The organism is Streptococcus dentiloxodontae (genome assembly GCF_053206925.1).
The window spans coordinates 168,790-183,726 of sequence record NZ_JBRUHR010000002.1; the positions used below are offsets into that span (position 1 = coordinate 168,790).

Consider the following 14,937-nt stretch of genomic DNA (forward strand, 5'->3'; position numbering starts at 1 on the left):
CTTCCTTTCACTTTCATGTTTTACCCTTCTTGCAAGGCCTGAACAACTTCATCAAGCTTCATTGAATGTGACCCTTTTAGAAGAACCTGATCTTTTGGATGAACCACTTCTTTAACTTTGGAAATCAGGTCATCAAACTGATCTTGATCAGCTGTTTTTTTGAAATAATAAACATGCCCTAACGGAAAGATTTGACTGGCCAGCTGCGAAAGAGGCTGAACAGCCTCACCGTAAAAAATCATGGTATCAAGGACATCTGGTAATAGGCTGGTAATCATCTGAGTATGCAACTCCAATGACTGCTCTCCCAACTCCTTCATATCTGCCAGCACCGCAATTTTTTTTCCGCCATCATTGGCAGGAATACTCGAAAAAGTCTCCAAAATAAGCTTCATAGCCGTTGGATTAGCATTATAAACATCAGATAAGATATCAGCGCCATTAGCCGCCTTTTTCCATTCCGTACGATTTTTTGTCAACTGTAAATGGCGGAGCGCATAAAGAATGCTGTCTTCTGACACTCCGATACGTTTGGCTGCATAGGCAGCAACCAAGGCATTTGTCGCATTGTATTTTCCAGGGACAGGCAAATAGACTTCTTGCGACAGAAAATCCGTTTTGAAGGTCAGAGAATCTTTTTGTTCAGATAAATCTGATAAGGACAGCTCTGCATTTTCCCCAAAACGCACCACATCAAGTGTAGGTAAAAGGTAAGGATCAATGATTGGATCATCAGGCACAAGCAGGAGGGAGCCAGCTGGCATACCGTCTGTTATCTGCATCTTCCCTTCGGCAATCTTATCTCTGCTGCCAAAAAATTCTAAATGAGCCTCACCAATCAAGGTCACAATAGCAGTCTTGGGTTTAGCCAGTTCTGACAGTAATTTTATATCCCCAAGATGATCCTGTCCCATCTCAAGCACAATTTTTTCAGTATCATCAGGCATATGTAAAACCGTGTAAGGCAGTCCTATTTCATTATTATAGTTGCCCTGGGTTTTATAGGTTTTATAGGTTGTTGCCAGAATATCATGGAGCATGTCTTTAGTGGTTGTTTTCCCATTTGAACCTGTCACAGCAATGACATCTACACCAGTTTTTTCCAGATAATAAGCAGCCAACTTTTGAAAGGCCGACAAAGTATCATCAACCAAAAGATATGGTCTGTCTTCAGCCAATTCTTTTTCTGAAAAAGCTGCGGCAGCCCCATTTTTAAAAGCCAGATCAATAAAATCATGACCGTCACGCGCCCCTTTGAGCGGTAAAAAAAGATCTCCCGGCTTAATCTTACGAGAATCAAATTCGATCTGATTAAAAGTCATCTCATCAAAACGGTTTATATTATTTTTAGCAGCAACTGCCTGTGCGATTTCGCGGAGTGTTAACTTCATGTTTAAACTTCTTTCCATTAATTGGACTCAACAATAAAAATAGAAGAGCCGTGACCCTTCTATTATAGCATAATTGGATAAAGCTTCTACTGTGCAAGATACATAGTATTGACCAATGTTCTACCGTAGACAATGGCTCCCTGATCATTTGGATGCACCCGATCCTCAGTCAGTAGGCTTGTTTCTTGATTAATGCTGGCGCTGTACCAATCAACAATATGAAGATTAGGATAAGCTGCTGCTGCTTGAGACAGTACCTGATTGACCTGATCTGTCCAATAATATTGAGATTGTGTCAGATTAACATTGACCCAGTAGACCTGACGGTCGCCCAGTTCATTCATCATTGTTGAGACGGTTTCAGAAGTCAATATCTGACTGCCATCCGTGTTGATTCCCAAAGAAATGACAACCTTTTGAGCCTCCGGATAATTGGTTAAGGTTTCAGCGATAAAATCAGGACCATGTTCTCCTGAACGGCCAATAACACCATCAATATAGGCATTTGGAAACAGCTCACGCAGATTATTATAAGTCATAGAAATGATTGAATCCCCAACAATAGCAACCTTGTCATTCTGAGCAGCTTCTACCTGATTAGCCGCAAGACCATATTTGTCAACAATGGTTTGAACTTCAGGCGATACTGGAGCAGACGGCAATGTCTCCATCTTTTGCTCATTCATTTCAATTTGTTTTTTTATAGTATTTTGTGCCTCTGTCTTATCTGGTGCTGTTATAATCACAAACAAACCGATAAGCACGATAAGTATCAGAGTATAACTGCTCAAAATCTTGCCGGCATTTTTAAAACTAGCTGGACTTTTCAAGAAACACTTGAGACGGTTTCTTAGCTCTGTCCATTTTAAACGCCTGAATGGTGTTTCAATCAAACGGTAGCTAAGCTCTGAAATAATCAGCAAAATAGCCAATTGGCAAAGAATACTCCAAACACTGCTAAGATGGGAGGCTTTCAAAGGAAAGAGAGAAAAAACGGGCAGCTGCCACAGATAAAGAGCGTAAGAACGCTGACCAAGATAAGACAGCAAAGGATTAGACAAAAATCGCTCTATCCCCAAATTAGGAATAGCAGCCCAGACAATTCCAAGGGCAGATATCAGACTAAAGAAAAACATACCGCCTTTATAGGTTAGCCAATTTTGGTCTGGTAAAAAGAACAGAAGCTCAACAATTATGAGCAACAGCATAACCCCCTGCAGGTTCAAAAGCCGCTTTTGCTTTTTAGTTAAAACCAATGTTCTCAGCCGCTGGCTGGGAAAGAGCACCGCTGTCATTGCTCCCAAAAGAAGACTGAAAACCCTTGTATCTGTCCCATAGTAAACACGAGTTGGATCCTGACCGCTTTGGTACAGCAAAGCCATTAACAAAGCGGATAAAATCGCTCCTATCCCCATCAGAAAAGCAGGTTCTCTTTTATGACGGGTCAATCTCAAAACCATTGCCATAACCCAAGGCCAAATTAAGTAAAACTGCGCCTCAATAGCTAAACTGTAAAGATGTTTAAAAGGAGCTTCCGCAACCATTTGTGCAAAATAAGAACCGCCCTTGACAATCTGCCACCAATTATAAAAGGATAAGCAGGCTGCGATAAAGGTCATCCTCATTTGGTTGAGCATATTAGGCTGAAAGAAATAAAGGTAAAGAGCTGTCAGCACCAATACTGCAAACATGAGAGGAAAGAGCCGCTTTATTCGGCGAACATAAAAAGCTTTAATATCTATTCTTCTGTTTTTGTCGAACTCTTGTGCCAAAAGATCTGTAATCAAATAGCCCGACAGTACAAAGAAAAGCGTTACTCCTAAATAGCCACCCTTAAGCTCTTGAGGAAAAAGGTGATAGAGCAAAACTGCTAAAAGGCCGATAGCTCTTAATCCATCTAACCCTGTGATATAGTCTTTTTTGCGAGATGCCGTTCCTAAAAATTGGGTGTTTTTGCTTACTCGTTTTTTCATGATGATCAATTTCTTTTATTATCTTATTGACTAAGGGGAAGAATGAATCTACTGCTGTCCCTAAAACCTTGTTACAATAGCATCTAATTGCGATACTTTCATCTAAAACAATAGCAAAAAAACCAGTCTAAATCAAGTCACTTCTAATCTATTTTTATATTTCAGAAACAAAAAAGAACAGCCGGAGGGAGCCAGCTGTTCGGAGTTAGGAGATTTCATCTTCTAAAGGAGGTTTAGAAAGATGGCAGAAAGGTGGATGAGACCTTTCTGTGAAAAAAGAAAAGTTTAGGATGGTTTAAGTATATACTAACTAGTGGCTTCTGTCAATACTTTTTATTTATTTTTTTGAAATAACTAGATTAAATGGCTCTCACGCTTAGTGAACATCTCTTGTGCCAATTCAACCAGCTCTTCAATCAAATCAGGATAAGCTAAGCCCATATTTTCCCAAAGAAGCGGGTACATGGACCACTGGGTGAAGCCTGGCATGGTATTGAGCTCGTTAAGATAGATATCACCTGTCTCAGTCAGGAAAAAATCACAGCGCGATAATCCGCAGCCGCCAATCGCTTGAAAAGCTTTAGCCGCGTATTTTCGCATCTTGTCCATGGCTTGATCTGGAATATGGGCTGGAATAGCCATTGTAATCTGATTATCAATATATTTAGCTTCATAATCATAGAAAGCCACTTCTTTAACAACCTCTCCTGCCTCTGTTGTCTTGACGGTACTGTTGCCAAGAATGCCAATTTCAATTTCACGCGCAACTACACCTTGCTCAATGAGAATACGGCTGTCATACTTTAGAGCTAAATCAATCGCTGAGCGGAGCTCATTTTCATCTGAAACACGGGAAATACCGACAGACGACCCCATATTAGCTGGTTTAACAAAAACAGGAAAACTTAACTTGCGCAGAGTCTCTGCAATTGCTGCTTCAAGATCGCTGCCTTCAATATAAACAGTGTAAGCGACCTGAGGCACTCCAACCGTCTCCAAAACCTGTTTGGTTGCAATCTTGTCCATAGCAATGCTGGATGACATGATATTCGTCCCGACATAAGGCATCTTGAGAATTTCAAGAAACCCTTGAATAGAGCCGTCTTCCCCCATAGGACCATGAAGAACAGGGAAAACAACAGCTCCCTTCTCATAAATATCACTGGGTTTGACTTGCTGGCTGATAATGACAGTGTCATTGGTCATGAGCTTGTCAGTCTCATCTGGTGGACTTACGAACTCCTGTGTCTTGATGAAATCACCAGCTTGTGTGATGAAATAAGTTTTTACAGAAAATTTGTCGTAGTTAACAGCACGCATCACGCTTTCAGCCGAAAGAACCGATACATCGCGTTCTGCAGAGCGGCCGCCGTACAATAGGATTAAGGTTTGTTTAGCCATGAAAGTTCCTTTTCTATTCTGAGATGTCATTAGCTTTTATTATACCGTATTTGGGGATGATTATCAAAAGCTAGTTAAGAAAAATTTACTGCGAACACCAGTTCTCTTGCTGTCTCTTTTTGTTAGAAATAATTCACTTTTTCTATTGACAAGAAATTCTATAAGTGATATATTTATAACAGAAAAAAGTTATAAATAATTCACATATATGTCAATGAGAAAGAAGGTCTGACTCATGAAAAACCATGTTTACAAACGGATTGCATTCGCTATTGTGCTTCCTCAACTATTTGTCATCTGGCTGATCTCAACTGACTCTCATCCTGTCTGGATCAAACATGTCACCTTTGGCATTACAATGGCTTTGATTTTCATTATCTTTACCATTGTCAATACCGTCACATTTCCTGATAAAGCTGCCAAGTCTGATCTTAAAAAAGCTCCTCAGCAAAAACAAAAATTCCGTTGGAGCTACTTGATACCAAGCTTATCTGTTATCCCAATTATGATTGTCAATGCCGCAGCTAGTTCAAATCCTGTTAGCTTCAAGCTTTCTGTTATAGGCATAACATTGGGTTTGATAGCCATCATTTTCGCTGCCACTGCTTGGCTGGTGAATCGTCACTAAGAAAGTTAGAAAGGTTACTGGCTCATGAAAAATAAAAAATGGCTCTACATTTCCTGGCTTCCCCTGATGTTACTCTTGTGGTTTCTCACTCCGCAGAGTCATCCTGCTTGGATAAAACCTACTGTTTTCATTAGTGTTCTACTGGTTCAAGCTATCATTCTGTTGGTTCAAGCTATCATTCTGTGGTTCTTTCGCAAGGAAGCCTTCCAAGATCCAGAAAATCGTTATTTTGGACTGACTGAAAAATTGTACAGCCTAACACTTCTTGCCGCAATGGGGATTTATATCAAAGGTATTTGGGCTTTTACTCCAAATACCAATCCTATCTGGTTAAAACCTGTCTTTTTGGGATTGGTGCTCTTGATTTTAGTTGCTTTCTTCCTCTACTTCGCTTTTAAAAAAGTAGACGAAAAACCTGATGAACGTTTTTATGCTGACTTGGCTAAGGCCGCTTGCCTGACCTTGACCTTAATGTTAGCCAGCTTGATAATTTTGAGTGTCATCACCTTCTTTTTACCATTTACTCTGACAGCTGGGATGGTTTTGATTTTCGGCGCAGTGATGATTTTAACCTTTGATATTGCTTTCTTCCTCTTTGAGAAAAGAGGTGCTTAATATGGCTAATATTGTCACTAATCTCAAAGAACTGCGGAAAACTAAAAAAATGAGCCAACAGGAACTGGCGCAATTAGTCGGTGTTCGCAGAGAAACCATTGTCCACCTAGAAAACAACCGTTACAACCCGTCACTTGAAATGGCACTAAAAATCGCAGAGATTTTCCAGCTGCCTGTGGAAGATATTTTTCAACTGAATAAGGAGGAAGGCTCATGAAAACACATACTTGCCCTTACTGCGGGGAAACGCAATTTGTGACAGCTAAGCAAAATAAAGGCTATGCTGGTATCTCACGTTCAGGCAGTGCTACTAGCATAGGCCAATCGATCTGCCTAGAAATCTGCAAAAACTGTGGAACAGTTGTTCGATTTTTTGTCGAACATCCTGAAAAATTAAGTTAAAAGAGATTGGGACAAAAGTTCCTAGGATTATTATATAAATAGTCGTAACAGTTTGACGCAGTGGTTGGGAGAAAGACTTGTTGGCTACGCCAACTTAGTCTTACCCCTACACAGTTCATTAGGTGCTTTTTGACACTTGCTTCGCAAGTCCTATTTCCCACCTCAAACAATTCTCAATTGTTTGAGCAATAAACTCTGCTGGTTGGATATCCTTATCCCTTGCTAGACAAGATACCAAGAGCGTTCGCGGATAAAGTCAAAATAGGGATTTCAACAAGGAGTCGTTAAGCGACTCTAGGCGAAATCATCTTTTTGACACAATCCGCAGCTCGTGTTCAATTGACAAGATACAAAGAGCGTTTACGAGCAAAGGCAAAATAGGAGTTTTGACGAAGAGTCACAAGACAAACTATCTTTTTGACCCAGCTCGCAGCTCGTGTTCAATTACGCAAGTGATAGCTCCAACAGTTTGGGGAACTGTTGGAGGTTATCTAATCCTATGAACGTTAGTTCATGTCAATCCCTAATAAACTGTGTGGGGGGATTACAAAATCAATTTCTACAAAATCCCAATTCGCTTTTTTGTTTTTAAGCTCATGAAGAAAACATCCACTGGATATTTTCTTTGTCCCACTCCCCTTTTTGATAGGATAAGCAAGCAACAGCTTAATAAGAAAGTCAAGGCTGTCAAACTGTCTGTTCCGTACTTTTCAAGCGGACTATTGATTTGTCTGGATATTTGTAAACAATGCAGTATGGTTATCAAGCTTTTATGTGAAAAAACACGAAAAGTTGTTCTAATTAAAAATAGAGCCTAAATGGCTCTATTTGTTTGTATGGCTGTTAACACCAATCCCTAACAGCAGTTTGTCCTGCGATTCGGCCAAAGGTGAAAATATCCGTTAGGGAGTTCCCGCCAAGACGATTGCCCGCATGAAGGCCGCCGGCTACTTCACCTGCTGCATAAAGTCCTGAGATAACTTGACCAGCTTCATTGATGACATGAGTCCTTGTATCAATCTTTAAGCCTCCCATAGTATGATGAATCGCTGGCTTACGCGGTGTTGCATAAAATGGTGCCACCTGACATTTAAGATCAAAACCGCCCTTGTCAAACTCTGGATCATAGCCTGCATCCACATAAGCATTGTAATTTTTAATCGTTGTTGCAAATACTTCTGGATCCACTCCAATTTGCACAGCCAATTCTTCCAAAGTATCCGCACGAAAGAGGGTACCAGCTGCTACTTGGGCATCAATTTTTTCCTGACTGGTATTATAAGCTGTTTCTTTAATCTTATCATCGGCAATCAAATAAAAGAGTCCACCGTTATCAATAGCTGCCTGTGAGAGTTTATCGCGGCTGCCGTATTCATCAACGAAACGTTTGCCTTCTTGATTAACCATAATAAAATTCGCTGGCGGAACCTGCAAGCCTGAAAAGAGGGCTCCGGTTACAGGGTCAGATACAGGCATCATTTGACTAAAGCCCATACCGACAAGTTCCGCACCAATACTTTGACCAAGAACAATACCATCACCTGTCACCGCTGGGGTATTTGAGGTAGCAATATCATCGTCAATTTTAGTCCAATAGGTATTGTATTTTTGAAGCATCTTGGTGTTAGCACCAAAACCGCCCGAAGCCAGAATAACTGACTTAGCACGAACTATGATTTTTTGACCATTGCGCCCTGTTGCTAAAACACCACGAACAATACCATCTTCAATGAGCAGCTCCTTGACCGGAGAATCTGTTAAAATGGTAGCCCCCTTAGCACGAACATAGTTATCAAGAACTGAAATAAAGGCATACCCCATTGGCACTTTTGGTTTATGACCGCGTCTCCAGAGGGCACCAACTGGCATAGTGACTTCGCTGCGGTCAAATTCCACCCCGATGTCTTCCAGCCATTTGACAGACTCAAGTGCATGCTCCGTCAAAATTTTGACCAAGTCATAATCGCCATGAATTTCATTGCCTTTAAGGTCAGTACGCTTTCCTCCAATATAGGTTTGAATGCGATAGAGCAGCTTAGAATCAAAGAGATAAGTTGGATCTTTGAGATAATTTTCCAGCTCAGCCTTTAACAGACGAAAATCTTCCAGATATTCAGGGTCAATTTCAGCTTCATCTGTCCTAATCAGCTCTTGCAAATTATGAGCCTCGCCGGGATTAGCCGCAAAGGTATTTTGCCATTCTGGCCAAGGCGCATTCATTGGGCCGCCAGCACGGACAGTATTTCCGCCAAGAGCTGGGAATTTCTCAACCACCATGACTTTCTTCCCTTTTTGGAGAATAGCTGCCGCTGCTGCCAAACCAGCTCCACCGCCGCCAACAACAACAATATCGGTCTCGTACTCTTTATCTTCCTTATCCAGAGCCGAAGGTGCCTTAGGACGGCTGCGAAGGACATCAGGATTAGCACCAGCCAATTTGATTGCTCGGGCAACACCATCCAAAACGCCATTTGACGTAACAGAAGCACCAGACACAGCGTCAACATTAAGCGTTTGACCTTCTAAAATTTCAGCAGGAATACGGGTGAAAACAATATCTGAAATCCCAGAGGTTTCACCAGATGAATCAATCTCAATTTTTTCAATACGCTCCTCAGAAAGAGTGACCTCCATTGGAAGTTTACCATTATGTCCTTCTGTTGTTACCTGATAAGTCCCCGGTTCAAAAGAAACTTCTTCAGGTAAATTGAGCTGATTGGCCACTTTAACAAAACGCAGGAAGCGTAAGAAGCAGCTATCAAGGAAGTCAACTGTCCCTTCTGATTTCAGATTTCCATTATCATCAAATGCCTGATGAGCACAGCCCAAAAGGAACTCGCTTCCTGGCATGACACTGGCATTTAAACCTGGGGCATCAAGAATCTGGCGCAAGTGAAGCTGGGCACGTGAAGAGCCTTGAATATCGTAAGAAGCTCCAACAATCATAGTCGGTTTGCCAGTCAAAGGGTGAATGGTAAAGGAAAGCCATTCCAACAAACTGTTTAAACTCGAAGGAATTGAATGATTGTGTTCAGCCGTCGCAATAATCACCCCATCGGATTCGGTAATTTTTTTATTAAAAGTCTGAATAATCTCTGAATCCGTCTGATCATCTGTTTCATTGAACATAGGGACATCAGCAATTTCCAAAATTTCAATGTCCGCTTTCTTAGCAAAATGCCTTTGCATGAATTGCAATAACAGACGGTTGTAAGATTTTTTGGCATTTGTACCAACAATAGCAACTAATTTCATACTTGCTCCTTTCTATTTGGCATCCCAAACAAATGCTTTTTTACGCTTCGTATCCTCTGGCTTAACCACTTGATTGGTAATCTTGACAAATTCTGTAAATGCCTCAAATTGTTCCTCCAGCTCTGCTACTTTTTCAGGATTATTAAGATTGCAATGGTCATCCAAAACCTGAGCAGAATGCCCAAGGAAGAATTCTGTCCCTGGCATGACACGAGCCTTTAGTTCAGGTGAATCTAAAATCTGACGTAAATGTGCCTGAGCACGAGATGTTCCTAGAGCTCCCAGTGAGCAGCCAACAATCATAGTCGGTTTATTGGTGAGAGCACGGCTGGTGTAAGCAATCCATTCTAAAGCGCTGGATAGAGGTGCTGGAATCGTATGATCATACTCAGGAGTTGAGATAATAACAGCATCCGCTGCTAAAATTTTTTCCGAAAATTCTGAGACAGCTGCTGGAGCTATTCGATCTTCTGGCTGATTAAAAGCAGGTAAATCCTTGATTTCAAGCACATCAATATCTGCCTGATCCGCAAAATGTTTTTGGATAAATTTTACCAGTTTTCGATTGGTTGAACGTTCTGAATTTGTCCCAACAATGGCTACAAACTTCATAATACCACCTCTTTCATCTTTTTTAATCTATGTTTATCTTACTACTATTATTCTTGTTTTTCAAAACCAAATAATACCAAATATGTTTAAATTAAAAAGACTGGGACAAACCGCGATGATTGTTGCGCAATCATCGCGGTTTGTCCCAGTCTATCGAAATTAAAGATGAAGCACACCGAAAATCCAAGCTGTGATAATAACAACTAGATTTGTCACAAACATAATTGGCGCCGCATGCTTGGTAAATGGCTCTGCTTCAATTTCACAAAGGGTCGCTCCAACATAAGTTGAGCTGTTCATTGGTGTTACACTGGTGGCAAGAGCCAAATTGCAGACGAAAGGTGCAATAATATAAATCGGTGACAGGCCAAAGGTAGCTCCAATTGAAATGAAGAGAGGATACAGGGCATTATAAAGCTGATAAGGAACAAAATAAATAATTGGTACACAAAGAATTAGAAAAATAATATGAATATAATTCATTAAAAAGCCAGGGAAAGTTTTCTCCAAAAGTTCAGCCAAAGAAGCAATCATAGACATTTGACTGCCATCTGCTGGTTCAGCATTAAAAACAGCTAAATAAAAGCAAATCGCTAAAAGCATAATCAATACATTAAAGAAGGTTCCAGCTGATTTATTCCAAATTTCATTGAAATTTTTAGGATAATTGATCGTAGCTGTCAATACACAGGCCATAATAAAGACAAGATAAGACGGCCATTTAAAGTAGGACAAAGCCACAATAACGACGATAAAAATGAAAAGATTAATCCAAAAAAGTTTTGGACGTGCATTAGGTTTGTCAACCGTTTCTTCTGCATCTTCATGAACAGATGCTTCTCCTTCTGGCAATCCTAAAGTACCATATGCCTTTCTATGCTTGTAGGCAAAATAAATCCACTGCAGGATTATGGCAGGGATAAAACATAGACCCCAAGGGATAGAAGCTACCGCTAATTGTTCAGCATTGGTTCCTGCCATAGTTGCAGACATAATAAGACCGATTCCCCAAGGCAACCAGCACATGGCAGCAATTGCAGTCTGACAAAGAATGAATGCCACTTCCCGATTGAGTTTAAATTTATTGTAAAGCGGAATCATAAGCGGAAAGCAAATGAGATAGGTTGTTGACATATTAGCAGTCAAATAGGCTACCGCTCCAATAAGGGTGGTTAAAATCATAATGCCGACAACATTGAGACGTTTCCCGATTTTCTTGATAATGGCATTGATAATTTGATCGAACATCCCTGTTTCGGTCAGCATGGTAAAATAAATAAGGCCAAAAAGCAGCATATAGCCGACCGATTCCATTACCGATGAAATTTGTTTCAAGATAAAACCGCTGGTTTCTGTGAGAGTATATCCCATCAGCAAGCTAAATACCACTGGAATAACAAAAAGAATAAAATTCATAGGGATTTTATTCCAAATGACTAAAGCAACAATAATAGCCAACATGATAAGAGCGAAGATGGCTGGACTCATAACGTTCTCCTTTTTTCTACAAGATCTTGTTACCGTTTTCACATAGACCTATTTATTGTATCATAAATTAGCTAAAAAGTGGTTGATGACCCTGAAGTGCCTAATGAACTGTGCAGAGGAAACTCTAGGTTAGCTAAAGCCACTTGGCTACCTCAAAACGTCCAGTAGATGTTTTGAGTCCCAACCACTGCTTTATGATGTTAAAACAAACTCTAATTGAAGAGGTTGGACTTTTGCCCAACCTCCATTTTTTGCTTAAGACAATTTTAAAGTTTCAAGGGTATCGCGCAAACGTCCAACTGGTACTTGGCCTGGCGCTGAAGCTTGTTTAGCTGCACCAAAGGTAGCAGCTGATCCAAAGACTTCGCCAGAGACACGGCTGACCATGCCTAAAGCACCCATTGACATAGTAATAAGTGGTTTTTTGACTGTTTTTTTAGTTTCAACAGTTGCAGACAAAAGGGTCAAAACATCTTCATTTGACTGCGGCATCACAGCAATTTTACAAATGTCAGCTCCCTTAGCATTCATCGCCGTTAAACGTTTGACGATTTCCTCTTTGGCTGGAGTGGCAAAGAAATCGTGATTGCACATGACAATTTTAACGCCTTTCTTGTGTGCCAAATCAACGGTTACAGCCACTTCTGCTTCATCCATAAAGAGCTCTACATCCAGCAAATCAGCTGCGCCATTTTCAAGAATATCTCGATAAATAGCAAAATAAAGTTCATCAGACAGCTCCATTTCGCCGCCTTCTTTTTTCGTACGAAACGTTACTAAAAGAGGTTTCTGGATAGCCTTTTTAACCTTGTGCGACAGAGCAGCAGCTGCACCTTCTGCAGCAACATCCTGATACCAATCAATCCGCCACTCAATAAGATCGCAGTCCAAATCATGCGCCTCAGCAGCAGCCTTTAAGATAGCTTCCTCTGTAGTGCCGACAATCGGTACGATGATCTTAGGACGTCCTTGGCCAAGAACAACATTTTCAACAGTTACAGTAGACATAATTTTTCCTTTCTTTTTAAAAAAGGACGGGACAAGTCCCATCCCATATCATTTTATTTGCTTGCTTTTGTGTCAATCACTTGGTAGTAACGAATAAAGACAATCACAGCAATCACAAAGCCAATGATGGCAAAAATTGTATCCATCCACATAACACCTTGCGTTGACATGCGTCCGCCAAAGAATGGAATAGCAAATGATGCGATAGAACCAAATGTATAGAAAATAGAGGTAATGGTACCTTTACCAGTTGGGAAGAATTCTCCCATAACGGTCAAACCAAGCTGCATCACACCACCTGCTGCGAAGAAACCAACCAGAGCCGCACCTATGGTCAAGACCGTAGGACTTGGGAAAAGTGTCATCGCACCAATAGCTAGCATAGACATGAAAGTATAAGGCAAAACGAGATTAACGGGACGAATTTTCAGACCAACGAGAGCTGTGAAAGCTACACAGATAAGCGTCCCTGTTGAATAATAAGTAATCAAAAGCGATGCCGCTTTCTCTCCCATGCCAGCAAAATCTTGGGCATAAGCTGAGATAAATTGTGAAATCGTGTAAAAAGTCGCTTGTGAAATAAAGCCGTAAACAACAAAGGCAGCACCTTCAATAAACATATTTGGTTTTGATTTAAATACTGTTGTTGCTTCTTCTTCAACAGATTCGCCAGACTCTGCAGCAGCCTTAGCATCCTCATCTGGGAATGGTACAGCCCAGATAAAGATGGCGTTAAGAGCAAGGACAATAGCTGCAAGCCAGAAAGTCAATTGGTAATGTCCCATGCTTGAAGCAAGGATAAGAATAAATGGCAAAATCCATTGTCCAATTTGAACAGCTGCTTTGATAAGAACCGTTGCTGTACCAGCTGCTTTAGGGAATGATTCCATAAGTGCTGGATAAGTTCCAGAGTCAAGGAAGGAATTAGCAATACCAGCGATGATCGTCAAAATCATAGCAACAGTGATATTAGGCGCATAAATCAGTCCCACAAAATAAAGAATATAGGACGCCATTCCTAGGTAGACAAAGGGCTTACGACCAAATTTGTCTGAGAGGTAGCCAGAGAAAATGATGGCAATCAAACGACCAATCCCAAGCATGGAAACAACGGTCATAACGCCCGCAGCATTTGTTCCCCATTGGAGACCAAGAGAGTCTTTATTCTGAGAAATGATAATAACCCCGATACCATGAATAATATAGTTGATATAGAGGCTAAGCCCTGTTAAATAATAGTTATGTTTTTTCATAATAAACTTTCTTTTTAATTTCCTTATTGTGATTAGTCAAGACCAAGTGCTTGTTTAACATGGTCAATTGGCATTTCTTCGCCGGTGATAAGATTAAAGGCTTCTGCACCTTGATAAAGCATCATACCAAGGCCATTATAAGCTTTAGTCACACCATTCTCACGAACAAATTTAAGCAATTTTGTTTCAGCTGGAGCATAGACAACATCAAAGACAACGAGATCTGGACGCAGTACTGATGGATCATCTAAAAGGCTGACATCTTCTTGCGGATGCATACCAGCACTTGTCGCATCAATGTAAATATCACTTTCTGTGATTGATTTTTTAAAGGCTTCCTGATCTTCAAGCGGAGTGACTGTTGCTGCTGTATCTGTATTTTCATTGACCTTGCGTGCATTTTCAACAGCTGTAGCGTAATGTTCGTCGTCACGGTTAAAGATACGGATTTCTTTGGCACCATCAAGTGATGCTTGAATGGCAATAGCTGTGCCCGCACCGCCAGCACCTGTTAAAGTAACCACTTTACCTTTAATATCAAAGCCTTCCTCACGCAGCGCACGCATACAGCCAGTACCGTCTGTGACATGACCAACCAAATGACCGTCTTGATTGACAACGGTATTAACAGCGCCAGCTAATTTTGCAGCAGGAGAAATTTCATCCAAAAGTGGGATGATTTTTTGTTTGTTAGGCATGGAGACATTGGAACCTTTGATGTCCAAAGCGCGAATGCCTTTAACCGCATCTTCTAACTGGTCATTGCCAACTTCAAAAGCCAAGTAAGCATAGTCCATACCATTTTTGGCAAAGGATTCATTCCACATCGTCGGACTCATTGAGTGACGAATCGGAGTTGCAATAAGGGAAACAAGGAGTGTGTGTCCTGTAATACGTTCTGCCATAGAAAT

General features: G+C 40.8%; 13 protein-coding genes. 4 read left to right on the forward strand and 9 right to left on the reverse strand.

Annotated elements, in window-relative coordinates; genetic code table 11:
- Nucleotides 1-20: 20 nt before the first annotated feature.
- The 3 genes from ACVRZ8_RS02265 to ACVRZ8_RS02275 all read right to left on the reverse strand — a co-directional run bounded on the left by ACVRZ8_RS02265 (nucleotide 21) and on the right by ACVRZ8_RS02275 (nucleotide 4,765).
- Nucleotides 21-1,391, reverse strand: coding sequence for a UDP-N-acetylmuramoyl-tripeptide--D-alanyl-D-alanine ligase (locus ACVRZ8_RS02265; protein ID WP_447447706.1), 1,371 nt, complete (start codon nucleotides 1,389-1,391; stop codon nucleotides 21-23).
- 86 nt (nucleotides 1,392-1,477) lie between these two features.
- Entirely contained in the window at nucleotides 1,478-3,364 is a 1,887-nt protein-coding gene (locus tag ACVRZ8_RS02270; protein ID WP_447447707.1) for an acyltransferase family protein, read from the reverse strand.
- Between the two features lie 354 nt (nucleotides 3,365-3,718).
- Nucleotides 3,719-4,765, reverse strand: coding sequence for a D-alanine--D-alanine ligase (locus ACVRZ8_RS02275; protein WP_447447708.1), 1,047 nt, complete (start codon nucleotides 4,763-4,765; stop codon nucleotides 3,719-3,721).
- A gap of 235 nt (nucleotides 4,766-5,000) precedes the next feature.
- Between ACVRZ8_RS02275 and ACVRZ8_RS02280 the strand changes: the two genes are divergently transcribed.
- From ACVRZ8_RS02280 to ACVRZ8_RS02295, 4 genes are read left to right on the forward strand one after another with little or no spacing between them, the layout of a single operon-like run.
- Nucleotides 5,001-5,393 carry a hypothetical protein gene (locus ACVRZ8_RS02280; protein ID WP_447447709.1) on the forward strand — a complete coding sequence of 131 codons (393 nt, stop codon included), beginning with the start codon at nucleotides 5,001-5,003 and terminating at the stop codon, nucleotides 5,391-5,393.
- A gap of 24 nt (nucleotides 5,394-5,417) precedes the next feature.
- Nucleotides 5,418-6,008: a DUF3796 domain-containing protein gene (locus tag ACVRZ8_RS02285; protein WP_447447710.1), complete on the forward strand. Its 591-nt coding sequence runs from the start codon at nucleotides 5,418-5,420 to the stop codon at nucleotides 6,006-6,008.
- A gap of 1 nt (nucleotide 6,009) precedes the next feature.
- Nucleotides 6,010-6,225 (forward strand): helix-turn-helix transcriptional regulator, encoded by a 216-nt coding sequence (locus ACVRZ8_RS02290; RefSeq protein ID WP_447447711.1) that lies wholly within the window; start codon nucleotides 6,010-6,012, stop codon nucleotides 6,223-6,225.
- The gene (locus ACVRZ8_RS02295; RefSeq protein WP_447447712.1) at nucleotides 6,222-6,410 is read left to right on the forward strand and encodes a hypothetical protein; all 189 of its coding nucleotides are present in this window, start codon (nucleotides 6,222-6,224) and stop codon (nucleotides 6,408-6,410) included. The genes ACVRZ8_RS02290 and ACVRZ8_RS02295 overlap by 4 nt, the downstream gene beginning before the upstream one ends.
- An 843-nt stretch (nucleotides 6,411-7,253) precedes the next feature.
- On the opposite strand, the gene ACVRZ8_RS02300 is transcribed toward ACVRZ8_RS02295, so the two are convergent.
- The 6 genes from ACVRZ8_RS02300 to ACVRZ8_RS02325 form a co-directional block, all read right to left on the reverse strand.
- Nucleotides 7,254-9,665 (reverse strand): flavocytochrome c, encoded by a 2,412-nt coding sequence (locus ACVRZ8_RS02300; protein WP_447447713.1) that lies wholly within the window; start codon nucleotides 9,663-9,665, stop codon nucleotides 7,254-7,256.
- A 12-nt stretch (nucleotides 9,666-9,677) separates the two neighbouring features.
- Nucleotides 9,678-10,277, reverse strand: a complete 600-nt coding sequence (locus ACVRZ8_RS02305; protein ID WP_447447714.1) for an NADPH-dependent FMN reductase — start codon at nucleotides 10,275-10,277, stop codon at nucleotides 9,678-9,680.
- 159 nt (nucleotides 10,278-10,436) lie between these two features.
- On the reverse strand, nucleotides 10,437-11,765 hold the full coding sequence (locus ACVRZ8_RS02310; protein WP_447447715.1) for an SLC13 family permease: 1,329 nt from the start codon (nucleotides 11,763-11,765) through the stop codon (nucleotides 10,437-10,439).
- Nucleotides 11,766-12,020: 255 nt separating this feature from the next.
- The gene (aroD, locus tag ACVRZ8_RS02315) at nucleotides 12,021-12,773 is read right to left on the reverse strand and encodes a type I 3-dehydroquinate dehydratase (RefSeq protein ID WP_447447716.1); all 753 of its coding nucleotides are present in this window, start codon (nucleotides 12,771-12,773) and stop codon (nucleotides 12,021-12,023) included.
- A 53-nt stretch (nucleotides 12,774-12,826) separates the two neighbouring features.
- Nucleotides 12,827-14,026 (reverse strand): MFS transporter, encoded by a 1,200-nt coding sequence (locus ACVRZ8_RS02320; RefSeq protein ID WP_447447717.1) that lies wholly within the window; start codon nucleotides 14,024-14,026, stop codon nucleotides 12,827-12,829.
- 32 nt (nucleotides 14,027-14,058) lie between these two features.
- Nucleotides 14,059-14,931, reverse strand: a complete 873-nt coding sequence (locus ACVRZ8_RS02325; RefSeq protein ID WP_447447718.1) for a shikimate dehydrogenase — start codon at nucleotides 14,929-14,931, stop codon at nucleotides 14,059-14,061.
- Nucleotides 14,932-14,937 lie beyond the last annotated feature (6 nt).

Excerpts from the sequence above, each read along its gene's own strand:
- ACVRZ8_RS02325 (WP_447447718.1), bottom strand. The coding sequence starts at position 14,931 with ATGGCAGAACGTATTACAGGACACACACTCCTTGTTTCCCTTATTGCA.
- ACVRZ8_RS02300 (WP_447447713.1), bottom strand. The coding sequence starts at position 9,665 with ATGAAATTAGTTGCTATTGTTGGTACAAATGCCAAAAAATCTTACAAC.
- ACVRZ8_RS02305 (WP_447447714.1), bottom strand. The coding sequence starts at position 10,277 with ATGAAGTTTGTAGCCATTGTTGGGACAAATTCAGAACGTTCAACCAAT.
- ACVRZ8_RS02275 (WP_447447708.1), bottom strand. The coding sequence starts at position 4,765 with ATGGCTAAACAAACCTTAATCCTATTGTACGGCGGCCGCTCTGCAGAA.
- ACVRZ8_RS02290 (WP_447447711.1), top strand. The coding sequence starts at position 6,010 with ATGGCTAATATTGTCACTAATCTCAAAGAACTGCGGAAAACTAAAAAA.
- ACVRZ8_RS02320 (WP_447447717.1), bottom strand. The coding sequence starts at position 14,026 with ATGAAAAAACATAACTATTATTTAACAGGGCTTAGCCTCTATATCAAC.
- ACVRZ8_RS02285 (WP_447447710.1), top strand. The coding sequence starts at position 5,418 with ATGAAAAATAAAAAATGGCTCTACATTTCCTGGCTTCCCCTGATGTTA.
- ACVRZ8_RS02265 (WP_447447706.1), bottom strand. The coding sequence starts at position 1,391 with ATGAAGTTAACACTCCGCGAAATCGCACAGGCAGTTGCTGCTAAAAAT.
- ACVRZ8_RS02295 (WP_447447712.1), top strand. The coding sequence starts at position 6,222 with ATGAAAACACATACTTGCCCTTACTGCGGGGAAACGCAATTTGTGACA.
- ACVRZ8_RS02310 (WP_447447715.1), bottom strand. The coding sequence starts at position 11,765 with ATGAGTCCAGCCATCTTCGCTCTTATCATGTTGGCTATTATTGTTGCT.
- aroD (WP_447447716.1), bottom strand. The coding sequence starts at position 12,773 with ATGTCTACTGTAACTGTTGAAAATGTTGTTCTTGGCCAAGGACGTCCT.
- ACVRZ8_RS02280 (WP_447447709.1), top strand. The coding sequence starts at position 5,001 with ATGAAAAACCATGTTTACAAACGGATTGCATTCGCTATTGTGCTTCCT.
- ACVRZ8_RS02270 (WP_447447707.1), bottom strand. The coding sequence starts at position 3,364 with ATGAAAAAACGAGTAAGCAAAAACACCCAATTTTTAGGAACGGCATCT.